This is a genomic window from Gimesia chilikensis, from assembly GCF_008329715.1.
Lineage (GTDB): Bacteria > Planctomycetota > Planctomycetia > Planctomycetales > Planctomycetaceae > Gimesia > Gimesia chilikensis.
In genome coordinates this window covers 72,373-95,321 of sequence record NZ_VTSR01000002.1, presented here as the reverse complement: position 1 = coordinate 95,321, position 22,949 = coordinate 72,373, and the positions used below count along the sequence as shown (strand labels likewise).

Below are 22,949 nucleotides of genomic sequence, written 5' to 3'. Positions count from 1 at the left end.
TGGATTTACTTGCGTTTGAAACGCAGGAAGTAGTTTTCCTCAAAGGCGGGAATTTTCACTTCTTCCACGAATTCGAACCCGGCGTCTTCGACTTCTTTGCGGAAGGTCTCTTTTCCTGCGCGAACATGGCCCAGCGTCCATTCGCGGGACTTACCGGGGATGCGTTCGAAGTCGATCAGAATCAGCTGACCGCCGGGAACGAGTGCCTTGTGCAGGGAGGTCATGGAACGGGACGGGTATTCGAAATGGTGGTAGACATCGCAGATGAAGGCGGCGTCAATCGAAGCGGGGGGCAGGCGGACGTCGTCCTGTCCACAGAGGACGGGAGTGACATTCTTCAGATCCAGGATATCCGAGATTTTCCCGACCCGTTCGACGAATTTGGGGACAATATCCAAAGCAAACACCCAGCCTTTTTCTCCAACTGCCAGAGAGAACGGTTCCACGAATAGCCCCGTCCCGGTGCCGACGTCGGCAATGCGATCGCCGGGCTTGAGTTTCAGCTGTTTCACTATCTGGTCGCGGGCACGGAAGACTTCCCGGCTTTCGACTTCAAAGCGTTTAATCCATTGATCGACGTCCAGATCGGGATCGAGGAATGACTTGTTGATGCCCGGCTTCACACTTTGAGGTGGCGCGGTGGCAGTCTCCTGGGCCATGACAGGAGAGAAATGCAGGCAGACGGTGGCGAGCAGAGTAAAACATAAAACACGCATAGCAGGTTCCTGAATAAAGGGGACGCGAAACAATTTATTCGATTTGGCCAGTGCTTTTATTTTACATGTAAGGTATCTGCGAGGGAACCGTCAAACGGCAGATAGTGGCTGTGGCACCTCCTTGAGAACGGGCTCATCCTCCATGGGAACACTGAGCGGGCTGATGCGGAAATTTTCGACGATGATGGCGTACAGAGCCGGGATGACGAACAGGGTCAGCAGGGTGGCCATCAACAGGCCGACGATCATCAGCCAGGCCATGCCCACCCACAACGGCCCGCCAGCCAGGGCAAGGGGGAGCAGACCGCCGACGGTGGTGGCTGTGGTCAGGAAGATGGGGAGCAGGCGCTGCTTGCCGGCTTCGGCCAGACAGTCGCGGAACTCATCCCGGGTGAGCCCGGCAATGGGACCGCGTCCGCTGCTGGCCTTCGAGCGAGAAGCGATCTGGTAGTCGGCGAACTCCATGAAAATGATAGCCGTATTTAAAACGATTCCGAACAGGGACAGGATACCCAGCTGAGGCATGAAGCCCAGGGGATTACTGGTGAGATACAGACCGAGCAAGGCCCCGATCAATGCCAGGGGGAGCGTGAAGATAATCATGATCGACTTCGAGATGCTGTTAAACTGAATGACCAGCAGGAGCAGGATGGTTACAAAGGACATGCCGAAGGCTTTCAGCATCATGCCGGAAGCCTGCATCGATTCTTCGAGTGCACCGCCAATTTCGATGCGGAACCCGTTGGGCAGATTCGCTTCGATCTGTTTGAATTCGTCCGAGGACATGATCCGGCTCACGATATCATTTCCCGAGGCACCGGGTTCGACGCGGGCAGAAACTTCGATGGTCCGGTTCATATCGCGGCGTTCGATGACCGCGGGTTCCCAGCCATACTCGAAGGCTGCGACCGATTTGATGGGAACCTTGCCGTTGCGACCTTCGATGTAGGCGGATTCGATGGTCGACACGGATTTGCGTCCCTCGGGAATCAGGCGGAAATAGACGGGAACCGAATAGTCTCCTTCGCGGAACATGGTCAGCTGTTTTCCCGAATAGTAGGTATTCAGGGTCGAGGCGATCTGGGCATTACTGACTCCTGCCAGACTGGCGCGGTCGGCATCCACGTTGACCTGCAGCTGGTAGCCGTCGGCGCCCCAGGAATCATGCGTGTTCCAGGTCTCGGGCTGATCGCGGATCAGCTTCTCCACCTGGCCGGCGACCTCGCGGAGTTTATGCAGGTCTGCAAAGCCATTTCCGGTAATCCGCAGGGCCACCGGTGCTGCCGGTGGTCCGAGCATCATCTCCATGGGGACAACGCGGATGCCCGGCAGCGGATCGATGCCCAGATCCGCATCGCCGGTGAGTGCGACCTGACGCACCTGCTGGGCAAAGTCGTGCGTGAGTTTCGGATCGGAGGTTCGAATCAGGATCTCAGCGTAGTTGGCTTTCCGGGATTCGGGGTTCCAGGAAAGATACCAGCGGGAGCCGCCGCCTCCGACCAGGGTGCGCATGGCCCGCAGTCGTTCGACCTGATTGCCGGCTTCGTCGGTGGTGGGGCTCAGTTTACGGAGCAGTTCTTCAACCTGCCTGGCGGCCTGATTGGTCTGTTCGATGCTCACGTTTTCCGGGAGCCAGACGCCGACGACAAACTGATCCCGTTCTCCCTGGGGGAAGAACTCGGTACTGACCGGCAGTTTGAGTGCCAGGAAAAAGAGACTGATGGAAACACCCAGCGTGAGGAATTTATGTTTTATGGCCTGTGAAACCAGAGCCCCGTAAATCCGACTGATGTAATGCTGGTTCTCCGATTTCCAGGAGAATTCGTCGGCAGCCCGATTGCGGCGAAAGAGGCCTTTAAACCAGTAGAAGCAGCGGACCAGGGGCGCACCGGGTTGATCTTTGGATTTGGGCGGGCGAATAAACATGGCCGCGAGAATCACACAGAAGGTCATCGCCAGAACCCAACTGACGGCCAGCATCACGGAGAGGGTGACCGGCAGACTGTAGATAAACTCGCGATTGCCTCCCTCAAAGAAGATGACCATCGGCACGAAGGAGGCGATGGTGGTAAGGGTTCCATTCAGCATGGGAGCGGCCAACATGCGGGCACCGCTGACGCTGGCTTCAATCGGTCCCATGCCTTCAATCTGGTTGGTGCGCGACTGATCACAGATCTGCACCGCGTTATCCACAAGCAGACCGAGCGAGATAATCATGGAGGCCAGCGACATCTGCTCGAGTTGGACTCCGAAGAGCGTGATGACGCCGACGGCTATCAGGGTGACAAAGGGGATGTTAGCAGCCATGACGGTAGCGGTGCGAAAGCCCACGACCAGGTAGACGACCACGACCACAATGATCACTGCTTCAATGACGTTGATGATCACATCATGAATGCGGTTATTCACACTTTCGGACTGGTCGGAGATAGGCACGAGTCCGAGATCTGGCGGAAGTTCATAGGTCACATTCTGCATTTCCTCCAGGCGGGCTTTGGAGGCATTACAGATATCGATGATATTCGACCCCGATTTCATGGTGACCGCAACGATCACTGCGGACTGCGAAGTCTCCGGATCACTGTAGCGGCAGATGAGCGAGGGGGGATCCTGGTAAGCACGTCTGACATTCAGCCCCAGATCATCCAGATACACCTGGTTGGAACCTTTGTCCGAACTGGAGAGATCAGCGACGATCGTGTTGATTTCATTCACGCCGTCGAGTTTTCCACCCGGTTTGACATAGAAACGTCCATCGCCGGTATCGAGCAGGCCTCCTGCTTCAATAATGTTGCGGTCGGAAATCAGATCTTTGAGATCGCCGGTGGTCAGTTGCAACTGCGACCAGGTGCCGGCGTCAGTCTCGATGTAGATCGCTTCTTCCCGGACGCCGAACCGCTGGACTTTGGCGACGCCATCAAGCAGGCGAAGGGCATCGCGAACGCGTTCTGAATAGAGATCCAGGTCCCGGTCGGTGTATATGCGGTGCGGGTCAATCTCTGTCTGGCCCGGTAACGGTTTCTGATAGATGGCAAAGAGGATCACGCTTGTGTCGCCGAAGTCGTCGGTGACGATGGGGGTGATATTTTCCTCGGGCATCTCTACGTTCCGGACACGGGCGCGTACCTGATCCCAGACCTGATCGACGTGCGCGGGGGAGACGTTGTCATACAGATCAACAAAGATCGTCGACAGACCGTTGATGGAAGTCGAACGCAGAACGTCTACCTCTTCGATGCCATCCAGGACCTCTTCGAGTGGATCGGTAATCAGCTCTTCAACTTTTTCCGCCGAGACCCCCGGCCAGGGAGTCGTAACGACGCAGGTCATAATGGTAAATTCAGGGTCTTCGCGGCGGGGCATGGTCTGAAAGGAGACGATGCCCCAGATGACCAGCAGACCGACAATGGTAAAAACAATCGTCCGATAGCGGATGGCAAATTCGGGGAGAATGTTCATTGGACGACCTCCGGTTTCCCGACGACTGTCACCGGTTCACCATCGCTGAGGAAGGGCATGCCTTCCAGAATGACCCGGGCATGGGGAGGCAGCTTCACTCCGGGGGCCGGTCTGATCTGACGTAGCATCATTTCCCGCGAGGAAGGATAGCTGCTTTCGGAAAGAAGGATTTCGACTTCACGGGCCATGGTCTGCTCAGTAGCATCGTCAACTATGAAGATCGACGTTTTACCGGCCTGCTGGCGGATGGCTTTCATGGGCACGTAGAGTCCGGGTGTTGTCGCTCCCTGATCGAGACCGACGCGGACGACATCGCCGGGCCTGAGCAGCCAACTTGATTCATCGAGGAGGATGTGACGTCCGTTCCAGTTGTCTGGCTGCCCCTGGCTGACCTTGAGTTCCCCGGCCACCAGATCACGTTGCGGATCAAAGTTCTGTCCTGGCTGAATTTCCACAGGGACGAAATACCAGTTTCCCAGGAAAGGAACCCGAATGGTGCCGGGGGTGATGCGGACTTTTTCGACGTTCAAGATGCGGTTGGCAGACGAGGTGATTTCACCTGCCCGGCGGTTTGTAATCTTCCAGAGAAAAGCGCCGTTTGCGTCTCGTCTGATCGCTTTTTCTTCAGTCATGAGCGTGTTACCACCGCTGACAATCGGAGCGAAATTCAAAGGCCAGATATCTTTCGTACGGGCGATATTCTCAGACGGATAGCCGCGGGGAATTTTGAGTTGGGATTTGCGATTGCGCACGAGCAGGGTAACGGTGAAGGTTCTGGTCTCCGCATCCGCATTGGGGTCGGTCATATAGACATAGCCTTCGAGCCCGGTCTGCTGTCCCTGGCTGTTTTCGGCGATGACCCGCACAATGTCGCCTCGATGAAAACGTCGCGACATGGCTGCAGAGAGTTCCAGCTCGACTTTGATGGGATCCATGATCTGAATGGTTAAAGCAGGATCACCGGCATCGAGGTAGCTACCGGGTACCGCGTGTACCTGGGCGACCTGTCCGCGAAAAGAGGAATAGAGGACGGTATCGCGTAAATTGCGTTCGGCTTCTGCGAGTTGGAAGCGGGCTTTTTCGATCTCTGCATCCTGGGAACTGAGTTCCGCCTGTTTGGTTTTCAGTTCTGCTTCGAGATTCTTTACCGTGGCGTTTGTGGTCTGCAGTTCGGCCATCGCCCGGTCGTAATCGGAACGGGTGGCGACTTTTTTGCTGACCAGGGTCACCGTACGCTGAGACTCGGCTTTGGCCAGTTGCTGTTCCGCCTGGGCTGAAGCGAGGCGGGCGGGAAGACCTTCGGCGATTTCCACCTGCATCGCTTTTTTTCTTTGCAAGGCGACATCGACGGCAGCCCGGGCGGAATCGACGGCAATGCTGTACCGTTCGTCGTGCAGTCGAGCCAGGACGGTACCCGGCACCAGCACTTTGCCACTCCCCTGGTCGAGTACGCGGCCTTCGATTTCGGTTTCGGGCTCAAGCACGCTTTCGACGCGTCCCGAAATTTCGAATCCGATTTTCTCGATCTTCCAGGCACCCACCGATCCAGTGACGAGCGAATGGGAAACCGGGGTCATCTCGTGGAGCATAAAAATTGAGACCGGCCGGGGGGCTTTGGGTTTTGATTCGATTTGACTGGATGAATCACAGGCTGTTGATAAGATGGCTACTGCTATCAGCAGAACCGAGCAGGGAACGTTCATAATTTCCGTGGTCGCTATGTGAATTGGGTAGAAGCGCAAGTAAACTACACCGGGTAGTGTAGTTTTTTATCGAAGTATGTAAACCGCAAAGTGTACTTTTTTTATGATGTCAAAATCGGCAAACAAGGGAAGACTGACAGACCGGAAACGAGCCGCAATCATGGAGGCCGCCGTTTCGGAGTTGAAGCAGAACGGTTTCGACAACACCAGCATGGACCGGATTGCAGAAGTCGCATCTGTTTCCAAGAGAACGGTTTACAATCATTTTCCCAGCAAGGAAGATCTGTTCGCTGCGATTGTGGATGAACTGATGTCGCGCTGTCAGCTGATCGAAGTCTCTGACTATACTCCTGGTGAACCCATTGCCACGCAGCTGAGCGACATCGGTCAGACGGCCGTCGATCTGATGGCTTCTCCCGAATTTCAGGACCTGGCCCGGGTTACGCTTTCCCGGTTTTTGCAGTCGCCGGACCTGGCTCGTGAGATGATGATTGATTCGACCCAGTTCGAGGCTGGGCTAATCGTCTGGCTGGAAACAGCACATCAGGAGGGTAACCTGCAGATTCCTGATGCCCAACTGGCGGCGAAGCAGTTCCTGGGACTGATTCAATCCTTTGCCTTCTGGCCTCCGCTGATCGGCAAGGAAGCGCCACTGACGGAAGTACAGAAGAAACAGCTTGTCGAGTCGACGGTCAGCATGTTTCTGGCTCAGTATTCCTGCTGAAAACGGGCCAGAAACGACGGTCTCAGGGTTCACAGCTCCCCGACGAACTCTCTGCTACGGGGCTAAAACCAAGTGTCCAGGACAATCATTCTGGACAGTCACATCCTGAATAGCTTCCTGCAGTTAGGAAGAACGGGCCTTCCGATTTTCTGTTGAAAAATCTGAATTCTGCAATTGCCTCATATTGACATCTCGCATAAACTTCATGTGAATAGTTTTCGTATAAACTATTAGCCAGGCTTACCGATTATCGTCGTAAGTGTGTACCACCTCGGAAAACAGGGCGCTCCGAAAGCCAGCATCACTTTTCCGAAAACTGCCTTCCTTCAGAGTCAATTAACCATCGGCGGGTTCAATGAAGTATTTAACGAGTATATCCCTGGTCCTGTTGGGCGGACTGTGTGTCAGCCTGTCGGGATGCAACGAAGCCCAGACTGCCCCACCCCAGAAAGTGGCCCCCACTGTGACGACCGCCAAGCCGGTCGTCAAGCAGATTGTGGAATGGGACGCTTACACCGGTCGACTGGAAGCAATCGACTTTGTCGAAGTGCGGGCGCGGGTCAGCGGTTACCTGAAATCAACCCACTTTGATGAAGGGCAGATGGTCAATGAAGGCGAGCTGCTGTTCGTGATTGATCCCCGTCCTTTCGAAGCGGAGCTGAGTCTTGCCAAAGCGACACTCAGTCAGTCGAATTCGCAACTGGTACAGGCACGCGCACAACTGGAAGAAGCGAATGCTCAGAAGGAGCAGACACAGGCGCAACTGGAACTGGCATTTGCCCAGGTCAAGCGGGCGCGCTCGCTTAAATCCAAGAACGTGACCACGCAGGATGAGCTCGATCAGCTGGAAGCGGCTTTTCTGCAGGCGAAGGCGAATGTGGAAGCGAGCCAGGCAGGCATCAGTTCTGCCAAGGCAGCCATTGAAACCGCACTGGCGGTCATCGAAGCTTCGAAAGCACAAGTTGAGACAGCCGAACTGAATCTGGATTACACGCGAATCTATGCTCCCGTCACGGGACGAATCAGTAAGAAACATGTCACGGAAGGGAACCTCGTCAGCGGAGGTACTTCCACTTCGACGATGCTGACGACGATCACTTCAGTCGCACCGATCTACTGTAACTTCGATGCCAACGAGCAGGAAGTTTTGAAATACACGCGACTGGCTCAGAACGGTAAACGTGCCAGTTCCCGGGTGGCTAAAAACCCGGTCTTCCTCGGACTGGTGGATGAGAAAGGTTTTCCTCACCAGGGACACATGGACTTTGTAGACAACCGGTTTGACGTGGATACCGCCAGCATGCGGGCACGTTCTATTTTCCCGAACAAAAACGGGACGCTGCTGCCGGGGATGTTTGCCCGGATCCGGATTCCGGGAAGTGCCGCTTATGATGCGATCCTGATTCCCGACTCTGCGGTGGGCACCGATCAGTCGTCACAGTTTGTGTATGTCGTGGTGGATGGCAAAGTCGAGCAGCGCGTGATTCAACCGGGGCCAATCGTGGATGGATTGCGCGTGGTCCGTGAGGGTCTGAAAGGGGATGAGCAACTCATCATCGCCGGTCTGCTGCTGGTACGTCCGGAGATGGAGGTCCAGGTAAAACCCGGGAAAATTGAAGTCGTCGAAGATGGCCTGCCCAACGATTACAGTCCCTTGCCGCCTGAGCAATGGATCTCACCCGAACCCGATCCCCTGCCGACGAAGCCGGCCCCCAAGGTCAGTTCATTGTTTGGAAAGCCGAGGAACAATCCATGAAGTTCCCCCATTTCTTTATTGAACGCCCCATTTTTGCGTCGGTGCTCTCCTTCATCGTTGTTCTGGTAGGAGGTCTGGCGTACTTCTCATTGCCGGTCTCCCAGTATCCCGATGTGGCACCGCCGACGATTGTGGTTCGCGCCAGTTATCCAGGTGCGACGCCCCAGGTGATCGCGGATACGGTGGCGACACCGATCGAACAGGAAATGAACGGCGTGGACAACATGCTGTATATGGAATCATCCTCGAGTAGTGACGGTACCATGCAGCTGACCGTCACGTTTCAGCTGGGAACCAACCTCGACGACGCGCAAGTGCTGGTACAGAACCGGGTCGCGGTTGCGGAAGCGCGGCTGCCTGAAGCGGTGCGCCAGATTGGTGTGACCACCCGCAAACAGATTCCCGACATGCTGATGGTGGTGCACTTGAACTCACCCGATAACAGCCGGGATCAGCTTTACATCAGTAACTTCGCCTTCCTGCGCATTCGCGACGCGTTGATGCGTCTGGATGGTGTGGGGGATATTCGTGTCGCCGGTGGTAACGAATACTCAATGCGCATCTGGCTCGACATTGAGAAGATGACGCACGTGGGTCTGACCGTGGGCGACATCGTTTCAGAGATCCGTCAACAGAATGCGCAGGTGGCGGCTGGTGTGATTGGTCAGCCTCCCATTGATGCCTCTGGTGATTTTCAGTTGAACGTCACCACCCAGGGTCGTCTGCGCGAAGAGGGCGAGTTCGGCGATATCATCGTGAAACGGGGCGATGATGGTCGCGTGACGCGTCTGAATGATGTGGCCCGGATTGAACTGGGAGCCCAGGATTATTCGCGTATCAGTTATCTGGACGGGAAGCCTGCGGTGGCGATTCTGATTTATCAGCGGCCCGGTACGAATGCGGTGGATGCTGCAGCCGAAGTGAAGCAGACCATGGCCAATCTGAATAAGGACTTCCCGGAAGGGGTAGGCTACGAGATTGCTTACAACCCGACCGACTACGTCGAAGAGTCGATCGCGGAGGTGTTTGAAACTCTCTATATCACGACTGCGCTGGTGGTGCTGACCGTGTTCCTGTTCCTGCACGGCTGGCGACCGACGATCATTCCCGTGATCGCAATTCCGATTTCGTTGATCGGAACATTTGCCGCGATGCAGGTGCTGGGCGTTTCATTGAATACGCTCTCGCTGTTCGGGCTGGTGCTTGCGATCGGGATTGTGGTGGATGATGCCATCGTGGTGGTGGAGAACGTGGAACGTCTGATTGGCGATGGTTATTCGCCGCGCGAAGCCACACATAAAGCGATGGACGAGGTCGGCTCTGCGCTGATCGCGACAACCCTGGTGCTGATTGCCGTGTTCGTGCCGACCATGTTCGTACCGAGCATGAGTGGTCGCTTCTACCGGCAGTTCGCGATGACGATTGCCATCTCGACTGCGTTTTCAACATTCGTATCACTGACCTTGAGCCCGGCTCTGTGTGCGTTACTGCTCAAACCGAAGAACGCCGAGCGGAACAAGATGGGAAAATTGGTCGACTTCTTCTTCGGCTGGTTTTTCCGAGGGTTCAATCGCTTCTTTGACTTTACCGGAAACGTTTACGCGGGCTTTATTTCCCGCATCATTCGTGTGTCGGCACTGTCGCTGATACTTTATGGCGGCCTGTTGGTGGCGACCTGGTACAGCTTTGGTATGGTTCCGTCAGGATTCATTCCGGCCCAGGACCAGGGGTATCTGATTGTCAGTATCCGGCTGCCTGATGGGGCTTCTCTGTCGCGAACCGATGTGGTTACCAGACAGGTTGCGCAAATCGGGAGTGAGATCGATGGTGTCGCACATTCCGTCGGAATTGCCGGTCTGTCGGGATCGACGTTTACGATCAGTCCCAACGCCGCGGTGACGTTCCTCCCACTGGAGGATGCCAAGGAGCGGGCCAAGCGGGGACGGAACCTGGATGCGATTATCGGAGACCTGCGGCGTGAAGTCTCTTCAATCAATGAAGCGCAGATCTTCATCATTCCCCCGCCCCCGGTCCGTGGGATCGGTCGTGGTGGCGGATATAAGATGTATGTGCAGGACCAGAGTGGCGCCGGCGTGGCTGCCCTCAACCAGGTTACCGAGCGGATGGTGGCGGAAGCCAATCAACAGCCCGGGCTGGTGCAGGTCTATTCAAACTTCCGAACGAGCGTGCCGCAGATTTATGCGGAGGTGGACCGGACCAAGGCACAGATGCTGGATATTCCGATTAACAACATTTTCGATGCACTGGAAGTCTACCTGGGCTCAGTATACGTGAACGACTTTAACTTCCTGGGTCGTACGTATCGCGTGACGGCACAGGCGGAACCTGAGTTCCGTGACGAACCGAGCGACATTCTCCGCCTGCGCACCCGCAGTGCCCGGGGCACGAGCATTCCGCTGGGTTCGGTAGTGCAGTTGAAGCGAACAGCGGGACCGGACCGCCTGGTGCGTTACAACCTGTTCCCTGCTGCTGACCTGAATGGTGATACCGTACCCGGTTTCAGTACGGGACAGTCGCTGACAACGATGGAACAGCTGGCGGAGCAGAGTCTGCCCCCCGGATTCGGTTATGCGTGGACTGAACTCGCATTCCAGGAACGGCAGGCAGGAAATACGATTGTATTCCTGTTCCCGCTGGCGGTGCTGTTTGTATTCCTCACGCTGTCAGCCCAGTATGAAAGCTGGCTGTTGCCACTGGCCATCATTCTGATTGTGCCTTTGTGTCTGCTGTTCGGCATCATGGGGATCTGGTTCCGTGGCATGGACAATAACATTCTGACGCAGATCGGGTTCATCGTACTCGTGGGTCTGGCCTGTAAGAATGCGATTCTGATCGTGGAATTTGCCAAGGCGGAAGAAGACGCGGGTAAGGACCGGTTTGAAGCCGCTGTTGCGGCCTGTCGTTTAAGACTGCGGCCGATTCTGATGACGGCGTTCTCCTTCATTCTGGGTGTGATTCCGCTGCTTATCGCCACCGGTGCCGGTTTTGAAATGCGACGGGTATTGGGGACCGCGGTCTTCAGTGGTATGCTGGGAGTTACCCTGTTTGGTCTGTTCCTGACCCCGGTCTTCTACGTGGTGCTGCGGCGTTTCGCTCGCCAGCCTGCAGTGGCCGGCGGGGATGCTGCCGTTTTGAACCAGGAGACCAATGCGATGTTACCATCCGACGAACATGTTTCCCGCAGCCAGTCTAACGCGAACAGTTCCGACTCGGCTTCCTCTGGTCCGGCTGACAGAGAGACCACTCCTGCCGAGAACTTCGAACAGATGTACGCAGAAGAGAGGCCTCCCTGGGACATTGGTGAACCGCAGCCGGAGTTTGTGAAGGTGGCTGACCGCATCCGGGGCAGCGTGCTGGACGTCGGCTGTGGGACGGGAGAGAATGCGCTGTTCTTCGCGGCTCAGGATTGCGAAGTGACCGGTATTGATCTGCTGGCAGCCCCCATTGCGGAAGCCAATCGCAAGGCAACCGAACGGGGTCTGCGGGCAACGTTCCTGCAACAGAACGCATTGCAGCTTTCAGAGTTGAATCAGCTGTTTGACAATGTACTTGACTGTGGATTCTTCCACATTCTCTCGAATGAAGATCGAGTGCGTTATCTGAGTGAACTGGCCCAGGTGATGGAACCGGGGGCGACGCTTTATCTGCAGTGCTTCAGCGACAAGGAGCCTGCAGGTGAAGGACCGCGACGCGTGAGCAGCGAAGAACTGCGTGCCACCTTCCAGGAGGGCTGGCAGGTGCAGTCGATCGTTGACTGTCGTTTCGTCACGCGGGAAGACGCGGATACCCACTTCTCGGAAGGGGGACCGCAGGCGTTGTTTGCTGTGATCCAGCGGGTTTAATAACTGCTGCAACTTAAATAAAGGGAGATCTATCCTGATGAGATAGGTCTCCCTTTTTTATTTACTATTTGAATGATGGAGTTCTCTAATAGATCAACTCTGTTCCCCGAGCTGTTTCTTGAAGAAGTCGATTGTTCGTTTCCAGGCGAGTTCTGCGGACTTCTCGTCGTAGCGGGGAGTGGTGTCGTTATGGAAGCCATGATTCGCGCCTTCGTAGACATAGGCCTCGAACGGTTTGTCGTTCTTTTTCAGAGCGGCTTCCAGTTCGGGAGCACCAGCCATGATGCGTCGATCCAGTGATGCGTTGTGAATCTGCAGGGGTGTCTTGAGTTTGGGAACCTCGGCAGCATCGGGCTGACGACCATAGTAGGGGACGCCGGCATCGATGACGTCGGGGAGTTCGAGCGCCACCTGATAGACCATGCCCCCACCGAAGCAGAATCCCACCACGCCTACTTTGCCTGTGGACTTGTCATGTTTGTCGAGCAGTTTCGCGGCTGCGACGAAATCCTCTTTCATTTTTTCAGGTTCCCGTTTCCGCTGCATGGTACGGCCTTCGTCATCGTTTCCGGGATAACCACCCAGGGGCGTTAAAGCGTCGGGAGCCAGAGCCAGAAACCCCTGTGCAGCGAGGCGGCGGGCCACATCTTCAATGTAGGGATTCAGGCCCCGGTTTTCGTGAATCACGAGGACCGCGGGGAATTTTTCTCCCTTTGCGGGCCAGGCCAGCAGACCTTTCATTTTACCGGCTCCGTCGGGGGAGTCGTAGGTGATGCGTTCGGTTTTAATGCGTGGGTCATCAGGTTTGACCTGTTCGGCCCAGCTGTAGTTGGGAGAGAGACTGGCCAGCAGGCCTTCCACCGTCAGGCCTCCGACAGCGAAAGCACCGAGTTGTTTAATATAATCCCGCCGATTGAGTCGGCCGTGGGCATAGTCGTCGTAGAGGTCCAGAACTTTCTGATCGAATTCAGATGCGGATTTGCGTTCCATGGAAGGGTCTTTCATTTTAACAGTCGCGGTCGGGACGGGTCTGTTCCCGATCACGAAGAAATAAGCAGTCGTACACTGTCTTTTATGATAAAAACTTCGCATCGAAATTGGAAAGTTTTTTTAGAAAAGTCGTCGAGCTATGATGGGACTTTGAATATTCCTGAGGAAGGATTCCGAATCCAGAATAGACTGTTCCAAAGTTGATTTCAGGACTCTACTTCAATTCTGTCAGACAATGATTACTGTGTACTCGGGGTGGAGCATCAGCTACAATTAATGATCCCCACAGGGTCCCTGTTCCGTCTCGCACGCGAACAGAGTGAGCCTGTATTTATCTGCAGAACTTCTATTTCCGTTTAATTTCTCCAAGAGGATTTCACTGAATGTCAACTTCTCAAAAAATGTCGCGCCGCAATTTTATCCAGGGAGTCGCCTTTGCGGGTGCTGCCGGTATTCTGAGCCCTTCACTCAATCGGGCCATGGGATATGAGTCACCCAACGAACGTCCGGTGTTTGCGACCATTGGTCTGCGCAACCAGGGTTGGGCGATCACCAACAAATCAACCAAGTTCGCCGACTTTGCGGCACTGGCCGATGTGGATGAAAACGTACTGGGTGCGAATGTTGAGAAGCTGGTCAAGAAGCAGGATAAAAAACCGGACGCTTATAAAGATTACCGCAAGGTGCTCGATCGTCAGGATATCGATGCTGTGATGATTGCGACTCCCGATCACTGGCATACCAAAATCGCTGTCGAAGCGATGCTGGCGGGCAAAGACGTTTACTGCGAAAAACCATTAACGCTGACCATCGACGAAGGCAAGCTGATCGAAAAGATGGTCAAGCAGACCGGTCGCGTGTTCCAGGTGGGAACCATGCAGCGATCTGAATCGGGACAGCGATTCCTGCAGGCGATTGCCCTGATCCGCGATGGTCGGATTGGTAAGGTTCAGAAAGTGACCTGTGGCATCAATGGCATGGAAGGGTCTCCTAAAATTCCCGAAGCGGAAGTTCCGGAAGGCCTGGATTATGAATTCTGGCTGGGACCTGCTCCGAAGGTCGCTTATCGGGCCCTGCCTGAAATGCGTGAAGGTTACGGCGGGGGAGTGCCGCTTTACAGCAACTGCCACTATTCATTCCGTAACTGGCACGAGTATTCCGGCGGTAAGCTGACCGACTGGGGTGCCCATCACGTCGATATCGCCTGCTGGGCACTGGGCGCCACCGACACCGGCCCCAGCAAGATTTCCCCCGTCAGTTACGAACTGCCTGTGGAATACAAAGACGGTTTCCCGGTCGTCAACGATCAGTACAATGCCGCCACGAGCTTCCGTATCAAGGTCGACATGCCTGAAGACGTGGAAATGATTATCACCAGCGAGGGAGATAACGGCATTCTGTTCGAAGGGACCAAAGGCCGATTCTTCGTCAACCGGGGCAAAATTGTGGGTGCCCCCGTTGAAGCGCTGAAAGACAATCCGCTGCCAGACGGCGCGATTGAAGCTGTGTACGGCGGCAAAGTGAGTGAAAACCACACCGCTAACTTCATTGAGGGAATGAAATCCCGCAAGCAGCCGATTTCGGATGTCTGGTCGCATAACCGGATGCTGGAAATCTGCCATCTCTCGAATATCTCCATGCGTCTTGGTCGCGATCTCAACTGGGATCCGAAGAAACGCGAGATTATCGGCGACGATCAGGCGAACTCATTCCTCTCCCGCGAAAACCGCAAGGGGTATGAGATCAACATGTAATCCCGTTGGATTCAGGGAACAGACTCGACCGGGTTGTGCATCACTGCGCGATCCGGCCGAGCGTCTTTCCGTGGATGCTTTGTGGATTACGGTGATCTTTCTCCAGATGTTCTCAAGCCATGGGTGGTTCGATGATGCGCGTTCCTGTTGTGAGTGGAATTCTGGTACTGCTGCTGTTCTGTGCCTGGTCTGCAGAAACGGACGTTGAAGCAGCACCGCCGAATATTCTGATCCTGCTGGGCGATGACATCGACCGCGATTCACTGGGCGCGTGGGGTGGTCAGGCGCAGACACCGCACCTCGATCAACTCGCGCGGGACGGCATGCGACTGGACAACGTGTACTGCAACGTCGCGATGTGTGCTCCCTTCCGGCAGGAACTCTACAGTGGTCGTACTGTCTGGCGGACGCGGGCGATGCCCAATCATTCCAAGTCGGTCAAAGGGACAAAGAGTCTGCCGCATTATCTGAAACCGCTGGGTTATCGTGTGGGTCTGTTGGGGAAGCGTCACATCGGTCCGAACGAGTGCTATCCCTTCGACAATGTCGGCAGTTTGTCCAAGCAGGAAAATGCGAACCCCCAAGCAGTCAAGCTGGCACGGGAGTACATGACGACCGCCCGCGAGGCGGGTCAGCCTTTCTGCCTGGTCGTTGCCTCGCATGATGCGCACGGACCTTATACAACGGGTGACCCCAGCCGATATGATCTGCAGGGATTATCACTCAACGCCGACACCATTGATACGCGGGCCTATCGCAGAGAACTGGTCCAACATTACGCGGAGATCACCAATCTGGATGATCTGCTGGGACAGCTGCGGACCGTACTGAAGGAAGAACAACTTGCGAACAACACGCTGGTCCTGTTCTGTTCCGAGCAGGGGAATGCGTTTCCTTTTTCCAAGTGGACCTGTTTCGATGATGGTCTGGCTACCGGCGTTGTGGTCGCGCTGCCTGGAGTCATCCCGGAAGGGAAACGCAACTCCCAACTGATGTGGCTGGCCGACATCACTCCCACGTTGCTCACCGCTGCGGGAGGCCAGCCTGACGATCAGGATTTTGACGGACGCAGTCAGTGGATCAACCTGACGGGCGGCGACCAGAGGGTGCATGAATACGCCTACGGTGCCTTCACGAACTGCAACATCATTGATAACCGGGAACGGATTTTTCCGATCCGTTCGATCCGCGACCAGCGCTATACGCTGATCTGGTCGCCGCGTGCAGACCAGGAGATCACTTCCAATACCACACTGACCCAGGCACTTGAGTGGCTTGAAGCCGGTAACTCACAGGGCCGCGCAGACACCGCGGGTTCGTGGGTCCGCAGAGCTCAAAAGACGAAACGCCAGACCCATAACAAACTGGTGCAGCGACTACACCATCGTCCGGAATGGGCGTTGTATGACCGTCAGGCGGATCCGGAAGAGCTGGCGAATCTCGTCGACAAGCCGGAAATGGCACCGGTGTTGAAGCGGTTGAAAGGGGAACTGCAAACCTGGCTGCAGCGTTGGGATGATGCGGATCCGGTTGCGACAGAGCGGAGCTTTCTCAAGCAGAAATGAGACGCGGACAGTAATCAAAAAAGGGGAGCAGGCCGTTAGACCTACTCCCCCGTTCGCGTCAACGTTTCAGGCGTTGATCGTCAGATCTAGCGCTGACTCAGGCTGGCTGTGGGAGCCGCCTTCTTCAGAGCCGGATCCAGGTCGAACCGGTCGAGGTTCATAACTTTGGTCCAGGCGGAGACGAAGTCTTCCACGAACCGTTTTTTACCATCTTCGCTGGCATAGACTTCGGCGATCGCCCGCAACTGTGAGTTCGAACCGAACACCAGGTCCACAGAGCTGGCCGTCCACTTGACCTGTCCGGTTTTGCGATCCCGACCTTCGAAGAAGTGATCACACATGGGTGACTTCTGCCATTTGGTATCCATGTCGAGCAGGTTCACGAAGAAGTCGTTAGACAGGGTGCCCGGCTGTTTTGTGAACACTCCCAGCCCCGGAACGCCGACATTCGTATCCAGCACACGCATACCACCGACGAGGGCCGTCATTTCCGGCGCTGTCAGCGAGAGCAGGTTTGCCCGGTCGACCAGCAGCTCTTCAGCCGGCGTCGTCAATCCGTGCGAGTAGTAATTGCGGAAGCCGTCTGCCTGCGGCTCGAGCACAGAGAAGGATTCCACGTCGGTCATTTCCTGGGTGGCATCGGTCCGACCGGGTGAGAAGGGAACCTTCACATCATGACCGGCGGCCTTGGCTGCTTTCTCCACAGCGGCTGATCCGCCAAGTACGATCAGGTCAGCCAGGGAGATCTGCTTGCCGGTTGTCTGAGCCTTATTGAACTCCTTCTGAATGTTTGTCAGCGTCTGCAGAACTTTTTCCAGTTCTTCAGGCTGATTGACTTTCCAGTCTTTCTGCGGTGCGAGCCGGATACGTGCTCCGTTGGCACCACCACGATAATCACTGCCACGGAAGGTGGAAGCGGAACCCCAGGCGGTTGAAACCAGCTGTGGGACAGTCAGGTCGGAAGCCAGGATTTTCTGTTTGAGTTCTGCGATGTCCTGCTTGTCGACCAGTTTGTGATCGACGGCGGGTACGGGATCCTGCCAGATCTGTGCCTGGGGAACTTCGGGACCGAGACAGCGCGAGACGGGTCCCATGTCACGGTGCGTCAGCTTATACCAGGCCTTCGCGAAGGCTGCGGCGAACTGATCCGGATTTTCGTGGAAGCGTTTGGAGATCTTCCCGTAAGCGGGATCCATCTTTAACGCCAGATCAGTGGTGAACATCATGGGTGCGTGCGACTTGGAAGGATCGTGGGCATCCGGAACCGTTCCTTTTGCCGATTCTTCTTTGGGAGTCCACTGCCACGCACCGGCGGGGCTTTTGACCAGTTTCCATTCGTAACCGAACAGATTATCGAAGTAGCCGTTGGACCACTGTGTGGGGGTTGAAGTCCAGGCACCTTCCAGACCACTGGTGATGGTATCGCTGGCATTTCCTTTACCGTATTTATTCTTCCAGCCGAGTCCCTGTTCAGCCAGACCAGCTCCTTCTGGTTCGGGACCGACATTGCCTTTGGGGCTGGCGGCACCGTGGGCTTTGCCGAAGGTGTGTCCGCCGGCGATCAGGGCGACGGTTTCTTCATCGTTCATCGCCATACGGCCAAAAGTTTCGCGGATGGCGTGAGCGGCTGCCAGTGGATCGGGTTTGCCGGCAGGTCCTTCCGGGTTGACGTAGATCAGCCCCATCTGGGTTGCTGCGAGCGGGTTTTCGAGTTTGTCTTCATTCTCGTACCGTTTCCGTCCGAGCCATTCACTCTCTGGTCCCCAGTAAACATCTTTCTGAGGTTCCCAGACATCTTCGCGTCCGCCGGCGAAGCCGAAGGTTTCAAAGCCCATGGACTCCAATGCAACGTTTCCGGTCAGAACCATGAGGTCGGCCCAAGAGATTTTCTGACCGTACTTCTGCTTGATCGGCCAGAGCAGGCGACGGGCCTTGTCCAGGTTGGCGTTGTCGGGCCAGCTGTTGAGCGGTGCAAAGCGCTGGGTACCATCTGATGCACCGCCGCGTCCGTCGGTAACCCGGTAGGTACCGGCACTGTGCCAGGCCATCCGGATGAAGAGGGGACCGTAGTGTCCGTAGTCTGCCGGCCACCAGTCCTGAGAAGTGGTCATCAGCTGTTTGATATCTTTCTTGACGGCTTTCAGATCCAGTTTCTGAAACTCTTCGGCGTAGTTGAAATCTTTGCCGAGCGGATTACTCTTCTGGGAATTCTGATGCAGGATATCGAGGTTCAACTGGTTGGGCCACCAGTCACCAATAGACATGTTTCCGGCTGTGGCGGCGGTATGTCGCTGGCCCTGGGCGTGGCCGATGACCGGGCACTTGGCGCCTGCTCCCTCTTTGTCACCTTTCAGTGCGGCCACATGGGGATGCTGTTTGTGAACCTCTGATTGAGTCTGTTTCGCGTGGGGCGGGTGATTCTGTGCGAACGCAGAACTGGCGACGCATAACACCAGCACTGTGCCTTTCTGCATTGAGCGAGCAAAGTAACTAGTCATCACATCTCCTGTCAGTAATTAGAGTGAAATGGAGTGTCCTCGACCAGGACTGTTCCTGAGACACTTTAATTCTAGACGGAGACTGCGATATGTCTAATACATTACCAGCATACATACCATGCACCTCATGCATGGATTTAATTTTTCTCAAGTATCTTATATTTATATACTTATAAACTTTACATCCATATCCTTTTCAGAAATCTGGAACAAAACATGACATCGACATCCAGTGTGAGTGCCCGGCGAAATCGCTCCTGATTGTTGAGTCAATGAGGACTGCCACGGCTGAAAACATAGGGAACATATAGAGTGTGGGAGTCCGGCATCGTCTTTGTTGGCTGCCCCCTGACAAACCGGCACAAACGTTATAACTGATCAGATGAGATCAAGCGGAATAAGTTCGGCAGACGATATCAACATTGGTTATGTCCCCTGAATCGGGGCGCACACAACACATGCTCCTGAATGGAAATTCAATCTCTCAGGAAACGGTTTGCTGATACTTTACGCTGGATCTGACAGACAGATGAAACTGCTTCGCCTTTTAATGATCGCACTGTTGCTGCAACCGTGCCCCGTCTGCTGGGGACATGGTCTGGCCGGCTGCGATGAAGCTGTTTCCACCGCAGGCGAAGTCTGTCTCGCTCCCGCTTCGAATTGCAGTTGTTGCGTACATACCTCGAAGTCGGCAGAGATCCGCAGTGAATCCTCGCATGATGATCACCATGACTGTCCCTGTATCTGTCACATGGCCGATCAGGTTTTTGCACCGAATGCACCCGTAGTGCCACTCATCAGTGTGACACCACTTCCCGGAATTGTGGTCAATCATGATCAGGACGGGTCGCGTTTCACCGTCCTGGATTCTTTCTCCAGGGACACATCACAGACGCCGCTGACGCTCCCCTTGCGTTTATAAATTCTCGTGGCCTGCTCTGCGCAGGCGATCGCTCTGGATGCTGAACCAGAGTTGTCTTTCAGTTGATATACCGAGGAGAACAGCGCTGCGCTAAATCCAGCAGAAGACCACAGATCTTCACACGGAGCACGTTCCACGTCCGTCGCTGACTCCTCTCACCAAAATAGATTTATTCATTCCCACTACTGACAAGGAAAATGATCGTTATGATGACTCCTTCGATTCTCAGACTGTTCAAAGTTAACGGTATCCGCCTGCTGGCCGCCGGAACTCTGCTGAGTTCTCTGACCACGGTATCGATGGCTGAAGAGGTACCCCGCGTCGCTGCCTTGAGTCGAGCCGAAAGCTCGCGTGCTACAGCTTCGCAACAGAACAAATACACGTTCATCATGTTCTACAAAGATCAGGATGACGCGACGAAAAACATGTGGAATACGCTGTCGCAGAACCTGAACGGCAAGAAAGAGACCACCTCTTTTGTCGCCGTGAATACCAACGATCCTAAAGAACAGAAGATAATTGAAGAGTACGGTGTCTCCCGGGCACCGATGCCGCTGACGCTGGCGGTCGCTCCCAATGGTGCCATCACCGGATCGTTCGTGAAACAGATCAACGACGATTACATTCAGCAGGCCTTCGTGTCTCCGACCAAGGCCCGCTGCATGCTGAACCTGCAGAGCCGCAAAATGGTTCTGCTCTGTGTCAATCCTGGCGGAAACACAGGCGTACCTGCGGGCGTGCAGGCATTCAAAGCGGTTCCCTGTTACAAGGACGTGGTAGAAGTCGTCACCGTCGACCGCAGTGCACCGGGTGAAGGTGACTTCCTGAAAGAACTGGAAGTGCCGGCTTCACAGGAGTCGTCAATCGTATTCATGGCGCCTCCGGGTGTGATGATTGGTCAATACAGCGGCAAGGTTACCAGCCAGCAGTTGATCGCCGAGCTCAAAAAAGCGGGCAAGAGCTGTGGCGTGGAAGGCTGTAAGCACTGTAAAGAATAGACCGTCTCACTCACTGAAGGAGGTTTCTCATGACAATGAGCACCATGATCTGGAAAGAACTGAAGGAGCGTCCCACGGCGTTGATTGCCAGTCTGCTGGCGATCATCCTGAGTGTGACAGCGCTGGTGGCGATCCGCAACGTCACGATCTTTTCTGAACAAGAGGTAGCCGGCAAACTCGACGAACTGGGAGCCAACGTATTAATTCTCCCCCAGGGAGTCACCTTGCAGGACTACTACGCTGCGGACATGCACCAGGAAACGATTCCTGAAGAACACGTGGCCGAACTGGCGCTGGCGGGACTTACCGGCGTAGAAGCGATTACGCCGAAACTGTGTGTCCCGACCAAAGTCGACGACCAGGATGTGATTCTGACGGGGATTCTGCCTCAATCAGAAATTCAGAAGATGAATGCCTGGTCGGGGGGCGGAATGCTCTTCAAAAAGCACGAAGGCTGTAAAGCGAAGATCAACGTTGCTGACGAAAACCAGGATTCCCCCGAGGCCCTGGCCGAGCGACGTTCGCTGCAGCATCTGAATAAATCGGAAGTCATTCTGGGATCGGACTTCGCTGCTGCCAACAACTTCAAAGCCGGTGATTCACTGGAACTGCTGGGAGAGTCGTTCAACGTCCTGACCGTACTCCCTGCAACCGGTACTGTGGATGACAGCCGGGTGTTTGCTCACCTGCATACCGTCCAGCGGCTGTCCTCTGCGGGTCCGGTTGTGAACATCATCGAAGTGATGGGCTGCTGCGAGGATGTGGCCAATGGCCTGGTAGGCGATCTGTCAAAACTGCTGCCTGGTACCAAGGTGGTCACCATCGCCAACGTGGTCGAGACGCAGGTTTCGATTAACCGGATGATGACGAACCTGTCGTACCTGTTCCTGGCAATTCTGATTGCCGTGGGTGGTGCGAGTATGGCCAGCGCGAGTTTCGCAAATGTCATCGAACGCCGCCGGGAAATCGGTACGCTGATGGCACTGGGAGCGACGCCACGTTTCGTCACGCGGCTCTTCCTGGCGAAAGCAGCGCTGCTGGGTCTGGCCGGTGGTATCTGCGGGTATATCCTGGGCAGCGTGATTGCTGTCTTCCTGGGTCCTGCCTTTGCGGATGTTGCCGTCGTTCCGGTTCCCGGTCTGGCACTGGTCGCGGCAGCGGTGGCGGTTCTGGTCACACTGGCGGCCAGTTACTTTCCGGCACGCCAGGCATCCCGCCTCGATCCCTGTCTCTGTTTCAAGGAGGTCTAACCGCATGTTGAAGTTAGAAAACGTCAAAAAAGTCTACCGCAAGAAACAGGACGAAGTCGTGGCCCTGGATTCCACCAGTGTCGACATTCCGCGGGGAGATTTTGTTTCGATCATCGGCCCCAGTGGCAGTGGCAAAACGACGCTGCTGTCAATGCTGGGAGCGATGTCCGCCCCTTCCGAGGGACGGATTCTGCTGGACGGGGAATCGATCTACGATCTCCCCGTCGAACAACGGGCCGAAGTCCGTCAGAATAAGCTCGGGTTTGTGTTTCAGACATTCAACCTGATCCCCTATCTGACGGCGATAGAGAATGTGCAGGTCCCCATGATGCTGTCGCAGAAGTATAAAACGGAGCGACAGCAGCGGGCCGAGGAACTGCTGGCCACCGTGGGCCTGCAGGATCGTCTGCAGCATAAACCGAGTGAGCTGAGTATCGGACAGCAGCAGCGCGTGGCTCTGGCCCGGATGCTCGCGAACGACCCTTCGATCATCCTGGCCGATGAACCGACGGGAAACCTTGATCCCGATACCCGGGATCAGGTCCTGTCGTTTTTGCGGCAGTTCAATGAAGAGGGCCGGACGATCATCATGGTTACGCATGACCTCTCCGCTGCGGGATGCGCCCGCAGGACCCTGAAGCTTTCCGAGGGTCGAATTCAATCAGGCACTGAAGAGGATCTGAAGAAATCGGCTTGAAGTTAATCACGATCTGGTAGAAGTGATGCGGGCCCCCTCACAAGACGAGGGGGC

General features: G+C 55.4%; 14 protein-coding genes and 1 pseudogene. 10 read left to right on the top strand and 5 right to left on the bottom strand.

Features of this window, described 5'->3' with window-relative positions:
- Positions 1–5 precede the first annotated feature (5 nt).
- The 3 genes from FYZ48_RS02670 to FYZ48_RS02660 all read right to left on the bottom strand — a co-directional run bounded on the left by FYZ48_RS02670 (position 6) and on the right by FYZ48_RS02660 (position 5,764).
- Positions 6–716, bottom strand: a complete 711-nt coding sequence (locus FYZ48_RS02670) for a class I SAM-dependent methyltransferase (protein WP_149337268.1) — start codon at positions 714–716, stop codon at positions 6–8.
- A gap of 90 nt (positions 717–806) precedes the next feature.
- Positions 807–4,175: an efflux RND transporter permease subunit gene (locus FYZ48_RS02665; RefSeq protein ID WP_149337266.1), complete on the bottom strand. Its 3,369-nt coding sequence runs from the start codon at positions 4,173–4,175 to the stop codon at positions 807–809.
- Positions 4,172–5,764 carry an efflux RND transporter periplasmic adaptor subunit gene (locus tag FYZ48_RS02660; RefSeq protein WP_187781845.1) on the bottom strand — a complete coding sequence of 531 codons (1,593 nt, stop codon included), beginning with the start codon at positions 5,762–5,764 and terminating at the stop codon, positions 4,172–4,174. The genes FYZ48_RS02665 and FYZ48_RS02660 overlap by 4 nt, the downstream gene beginning before the upstream one ends.
- A 217-nt stretch (positions 5,765–5,981) precedes the next feature.
- On the opposite strand from FYZ48_RS02660, the gene FYZ48_RS02655 reads away from it, so the two are divergent.
- From FYZ48_RS02655 to FYZ48_RS29855, 4 genes and pseudogenes are all read left to right on the top strand, one after another.
- Positions 5,982–6,602 (top strand): TetR/AcrR family transcriptional regulator, encoded by a 621-nt coding sequence (locus FYZ48_RS02655; protein WP_149337262.1) that lies wholly within the window; start codon positions 5,982–5,984, stop codon positions 6,600–6,602.
- Between the two features lie 355 nt (positions 6,603–6,957).
- Positions 6,958–8,358 (top strand): efflux RND transporter periplasmic adaptor subunit, encoded by a 1,401-nt coding sequence (locus FYZ48_RS02650; RefSeq protein WP_145043585.1) that lies wholly within the window; start codon positions 6,958–6,960, stop codon positions 8,356–8,358.
- Positions 8,355–11,480 (top strand): annotated as a pseudogene (locus tag FYZ48_RS02645) (efflux RND transporter permease subunit); the annotation flags it as partial. The gene FYZ48_RS02650 and the pseudogene FYZ48_RS02645, both read left to right, overlap by 4 nt.
- A gap of 51 nt (positions 11,481–11,531) precedes the next feature.
- A complete protein-coding gene (locus tag FYZ48_RS29855; RefSeq protein ID WP_261344342.1) occupies positions 11,532–12,221 on the top strand; it encodes a class I SAM-dependent methyltransferase in 690 nt (229 codons plus the stop codon).
- Between the two features lie 93 nt (positions 12,222–12,314).
- Here the strand turns inward: FYZ48_RS29855 and FYZ48_RS02640 are convergent, their stop codons facing one another.
- The gene (locus FYZ48_RS02640; protein ID WP_149337258.1) at positions 12,315–13,211 is read right to left on the bottom strand and encodes a dienelactone hydrolase family protein; all 897 of its coding nucleotides are present in this window, start codon (positions 13,209–13,211) and stop codon (positions 12,315–12,317) included.
- A gap of 383 nt (positions 13,212–13,594) precedes the next feature.
- On the opposite strand from FYZ48_RS02640, the gene FYZ48_RS02635 reads away from it, so the two are divergent.
- Together FYZ48_RS02635 and FYZ48_RS02630 are read left to right on the top strand one after the other, a co-directional pair.
- Positions 13,595–14,965 (top strand): Gfo/Idh/MocA family protein, encoded by a 1,371-nt coding sequence (locus tag FYZ48_RS02635; protein ID WP_149337256.1) that lies wholly within the window; start codon positions 13,595–13,597, stop codon positions 14,963–14,965.
- Positions 14,966–15,096: 131 nt separating this feature from the next.
- Positions 15,097–16,530 carry a sulfatase family protein gene (locus tag FYZ48_RS02630; protein WP_187781844.1) on the top strand — a complete coding sequence of 478 codons (1,434 nt, stop codon included), beginning with the start codon at positions 15,097–15,099 and terminating at the stop codon, positions 16,528–16,530.
- Positions 16,531–16,616: 86 nt separating this feature from the next.
- Here the strand turns inward: FYZ48_RS02630 and katG are convergent, their stop codons facing one another.
- Positions 16,617–19,028 carry a catalase/peroxidase HPI gene (katG, locus tag FYZ48_RS02625; RefSeq protein WP_149337252.1) on the bottom strand — a complete coding sequence of 804 codons (2,412 nt, stop codon included), beginning with the start codon at positions 19,026–19,028 and terminating at the stop codon, positions 16,617–16,619.
- 529 nt (positions 19,029–19,557) lie between these two features.
- On the opposite strand from katG, the gene FYZ48_RS02620 reads away from it, so the two are divergent.
- The 4 genes from FYZ48_RS02620 (at position 19,558) to FYZ48_RS02605 (ending at position 22,895) form a co-directional block, all read left to right on the top strand.
- Positions 19,558–19,950, top strand: coding sequence for a hypothetical protein (locus tag FYZ48_RS02620; protein WP_149337250.1), 393 nt, complete (start codon positions 19,558–19,560; stop codon positions 19,948–19,950).
- A gap of 206 nt (positions 19,951–20,156) precedes the next feature.
- Complete coding sequence (locus tag FYZ48_RS02615; RefSeq protein ID WP_149337248.1) at positions 20,157–20,948, top strand: hypothetical protein; 792 nt, start codon at positions 20,157–20,159, stop codon at positions 20,946–20,948.
- 29 nt (positions 20,949–20,977) lie between these two features.
- Positions 20,978–22,198 (top strand): ABC transporter permease, encoded by a 1,221-nt coding sequence (locus FYZ48_RS02610; protein WP_149337246.1) that lies wholly within the window; start codon positions 20,978–20,980, stop codon positions 22,196–22,198.
- A 4-nt stretch (positions 22,199–22,202) separates the two neighbouring features.
- A complete protein-coding gene (locus FYZ48_RS02605) occupies positions 22,203–22,895 on the top strand; it encodes an ABC transporter ATP-binding protein (RefSeq protein ID WP_149337244.1) in 693 nt (230 codons plus the stop codon).
- The last annotated feature ends 54 nt before the right edge of the window (positions 22,896–22,949 follow it).